Genomic DNA, 3,788 nt, shown 5'->3' with positions numbered 1-3,788 from the left:
CACTATCGACGTTGAGAAAGCACAGCTAAAAGAAGCCGTAAAACCCCACAAGTAAATATTCTCTTTTAAAAAATATTATCTGCGCTTAAAATCATTGAGACTAGCTTTCAGCGATCCCAAGCCTTAGGTGTTTGCACCATATGTTGGGAATGAATCACCATTAAAATATATTTATTTTTTACAGATATTTCTTATAGAGTATTAATCTATTCCTCTAGAACTCTCCGATAAATTTTTAAAAGCGGTTCGAGAACATTATCCCATGTAAAATTCCTCCTTACATGTTCTCGTAGGATTGTTGTATCGACTGAAGAATAATAAGCATATAATACCTTCTCCTCAATATCGTTTAAATCATTTGGGTTAATGTAAAAAACGAGATCATTAAAATATTCCCTCATGGGACCTCTGTTTGTAATGACCACTCGAGTGCCTGCCAAAGCGGCTTCTAGCGCTACAAGCCCTGGTGCATCAAACCAGCTTGGAAGCACTGCAACTCGTGCTGCAGCATACGCACTAGCAAGCAAGGGATCCTCATGAGGTATCTGTCCCAAGAAGTAAACATTGCCTCTCTTCTCAGCAAGTTTTAAGCATTTTTGGTAGTAATATTTGTTAATAACAGGTCCTATGAATACTATTGGTATGTCTTTTTTATTCATTAGCGCTGTGATTAGTGCTAATTGGTTTTTCTTGGGATGTATAGCAGCCACTTCTAATACAAAATCTTTAAGACCGTATTTTTTCACGAATAGATCCGGAGTAGCATAATAGAACCGTTCATCAACACCATTATATACCACCTCTATTTTATTTGGTGAAATTCCAAACTCCCTACCTAAGAGCTCTTTTTCCATAACAGACGTTGTGACGATGACATCTGCAGTATAAATCATCAATCCATGAATGTCAGCTCTAATATCAAAAACATTTTGAAGCTGAATCCACTTTTTCTTCAAAGTCCGCCTCAACAACGTGTTGGCTTTGTATTTAAGATAGGCAAGCTTGTTTGTATGTAAATAAAACTCTTCAGGAGACCACCAAAGTGGTGTGAGTATAGATGGTCTTTTTAATTCTTTTTTCCAGTACAATAAAAAGTCATATAAGTGATGTACCACTCCAAAAACATGAAAAATGTCAAAACTTCTAATTTTTCTAACGGAGTCAGCAGAAATATATTCTATTTCAATACCCTTTCTCTTAAGAAACTCCAATGTTCTAAGCACTTGTGTTTCTCCACCACCTGGCTTATCCCAGGCCAGCAAATTTGAGGCTACTAGTACCTTCATAGCCTTAGCCACCTTCCTATCGATTGCTCCGATGGTCTTACCATCTAAATATTAGGGGCACTTATTAATTTTGAACATTTGTATCTGCGAGGATATGAATCCTAGCCCAAGTCATCCTTCAGTGTCCTGACGATCTTCTCCGCTGCTCTCCCGTCGCCTAGAGGGTTTGGCCAGCTGCCTCTTTTATCCGCCATTTCTAGCGTCTTGCTCAGGATCCTCTGGGGATCTAGACCTGCAACCACGTTAGCACCAACGTAAACTGTTTCAGGCCTCTCAGTATTATACCTGAGAGTCACACAGGGCACTCCAAGGATACAGGCCTCCTCCTGCACACCCCCCGAGTCTGTGAGAACAACCCTGGAACCCTTAAGAAGCTTGAGGAACTGGAAGTAGCCCAGCGGCTCAAGCAAGACCAAGCCATCAGGCACTCTAATCCCATACTCCACCAGCCTCAAACGCGTGCGAGGATGAACGGGAAAAATCACGTGTACCTTCAGCTCCTCTGCTACCAGCCCAACACCCTTTATTGCACTAGCAAGCCGTACAGGATTATCCACGTTCTCCTGCCTATGGAGAGTTAGAAGCACATACTCCATTGGAAGATCCAACGGTAGCTTAGCCTCTTCTATCCGGGGAGAATACATCATTATAGCGTCTACTATCGTGTTGCCCGTGACGTAGACACCCTCAACGATACCCTCCCGCTCCAAGTTCCTCCTCGACAGCTGGGTGGGGGCGAAGAGGAGCGTCGAAACGTGGTCGACGACGACCCTGTTCACCTCCTCCGGCATGGACATGTCAAAGCTCCTTAAGCCAGCCTCCACGTGGGCCACTGGCACCTGCAACTTTACAGCAGCAAGCGCTCCAGCCAACGTCGAGTTCGTGTCACCCTGAACAATCACAACATCCGGTCTCTCATCGGTCAAAACTCTCTCGACGCCCAAAAGCATCTTGGCAGTCTGTTCCCCATGGCTACCCGAACCAACCCCCAAATTATATTTCGGTTGGGGCAGCTCGAGCTGCTCGAAGAAAACCCTATCCATATTGTAAGAGAAGTGCTGACCCGTGTGAAGAATAAAGAAGTCAATCCCGCGCTTCTCAAGCTCCTTGACTACAGGCGCCAACTTGATTATCTCTGGCCTTGTTCCTAAAATCACGGCTACTAGCAATTTGCCTTTCCGCTCCTCAGAAATTTGTTTGGAGACTTTTATGAAACTGTCACGGATGAGCGAGTAACATGTATTATATTACCGTTCCCAGGATATTAGATAGGCGGCCATAGCATGGAGGAATATCTGGGTGCCAAAGACGATGAGCGTTAGTGCCACCGCGTTCTCCCCCCTGACGGGGAGGTACCTGTAGCCGCTCTCGACCCACTCTAGGAAGAGGTAAGCGGCATACGTGAGCCCCGCTGCAACCATGAGGGTGCCAGCGGCGAGCGCCCTTTCCACCGAAAGGTGCCGGGCGAGCGCCTTCGTGATCCTGCTCGTGGGCCTCCCCAGCATCTTCGCGAGGTGCAGATCCGCGATCAGGCCCATGGCGACCGCGGTGTTGCCCAGCACGGCGAGCGCGCCGCCCAGCATGGCGGAGTGGAGGCCGGGCGAGTAGCCGAGGTTCGCCCTGAGCAGCGCGGCCAGCATCAGCGCCGCTCCCGCGGCCAGCATCACGGCGCCCGGCAGGTAGTACAGGAACTTGGGCGCGAGGAGGAGCAGGAGCTTGAGGTGCCTCCAGCCGTCCCTGAGGCTCCTCAGCTTGGAGCGGGTGCCCTCGGCCCTAGGGTAGTAGGTTATGGGCACCTCCCTGATCCTCAGGCCGGCGTAGGCGGCCTTCACGAGCAGCTCGGACGCGAACTCCATGCCCGAGCTCTCGAGGCTGAGCCTCTGCAGGGCCTCGCGGGTCATCGCCCTGAACCCGGTGTGGGCGTCGGACACGCGTGTGCCATAGAACTTGTTCAAGGTGTAGGTGAGTATCGGATTGCCAATGTACCTGTGGAGCCAGGGCATGGCGCCAGGCATTATCTTGCCCTTGAGTCTAGTGCCAAGAACAACATCTGCTTCACCTTTTACAAGGGGCTCGACTAGTTTCGGAGTTTCGGAGAGGTCATAGGTACCATCAGCATCTGCAAAGACTATGAATTTTCCCCTTGCAAACCTGAGAGCATAGAGGTATGCGTAACCGTAGCCCAGTCTATCTGGGTGGACTACAAGGGCGCCTTTTTCTGACGCTATACGTGGTGTCGCATCAGTTGAGTTGTCGGAGACAATGATTTCGTAGGTGTAACCACTTGCCTCAAGCGTTTTCTTCGCCTTGTCGATAACTTCGCCTATTGTTTTTTCCTCGTTCAGAGAAGGCAGTATGATGGAAACATCTACAGTTTGCTCATCTGAACGTGAAGGTTCGGGTTTGGTTAGTTCCATGTAATTTACCAAGTGAATTTGTTTTAGGGATTGTAGATGTACACGGCTATGTCCTTGAATGTTTTTACGGGGGTGAACTGGGGGG

At 48.4% G+C, this 3,788-nt stretch carries 3 protein-coding genes; all 3 read right to left on the bottom strand.

From position 1 onward, the window contains the following. Positions 1-206: 206 nt before the first annotated feature. Positions 207-1,286, bottom strand: coding sequence for a glycosyltransferase family 4 protein (locus ACP5KC_RS09335; RefSeq protein WP_428287373.1), 1,080 nt, complete (start codon positions 1,284-1,286; stop codon positions 207-209). Between the two features lie 101 nt (positions 1,287-1,387). After that, the gene (gene wecB / locus ACP5KC_RS09330) at positions 1,388-2,443 is read right to left on the bottom strand and encodes a non-hydrolyzing UDP-N-acetylglucosamine 2-epimerase (RefSeq protein WP_428287372.1); all 1,056 of its coding nucleotides are present in this window, start codon (positions 2,441-2,443) and stop codon (positions 1,388-1,390) included. Positions 2,444-2,533: 90 nt separating this feature from the next. Further along, positions 2,534-3,703 carry a glycosyltransferase family 2 protein gene (locus tag ACP5KC_RS09325; protein WP_428287371.1) on the bottom strand — a complete coding sequence of 390 codons (1,170 nt, stop codon included), beginning with the start codon at positions 3,701-3,703 and terminating at the stop codon, positions 2,534-2,536. Between the last annotated feature and the right edge of the window lie 85 nt (positions 3,704-3,788).

This window comes from Infirmifilum sp. (assembly GCF_049970975.1).
Classification (GTDB): domain Archaea; phylum Thermoproteota; class Thermoprotei; order Thermofilales; family Thermofilaceae; genus Thermofilum; species Thermofilum uzonense.
The sequence above is the reverse complement of the archived record's forward strand: the minus strand, read 5'-3'. Positions and strand labels throughout refer to the sequence as shown.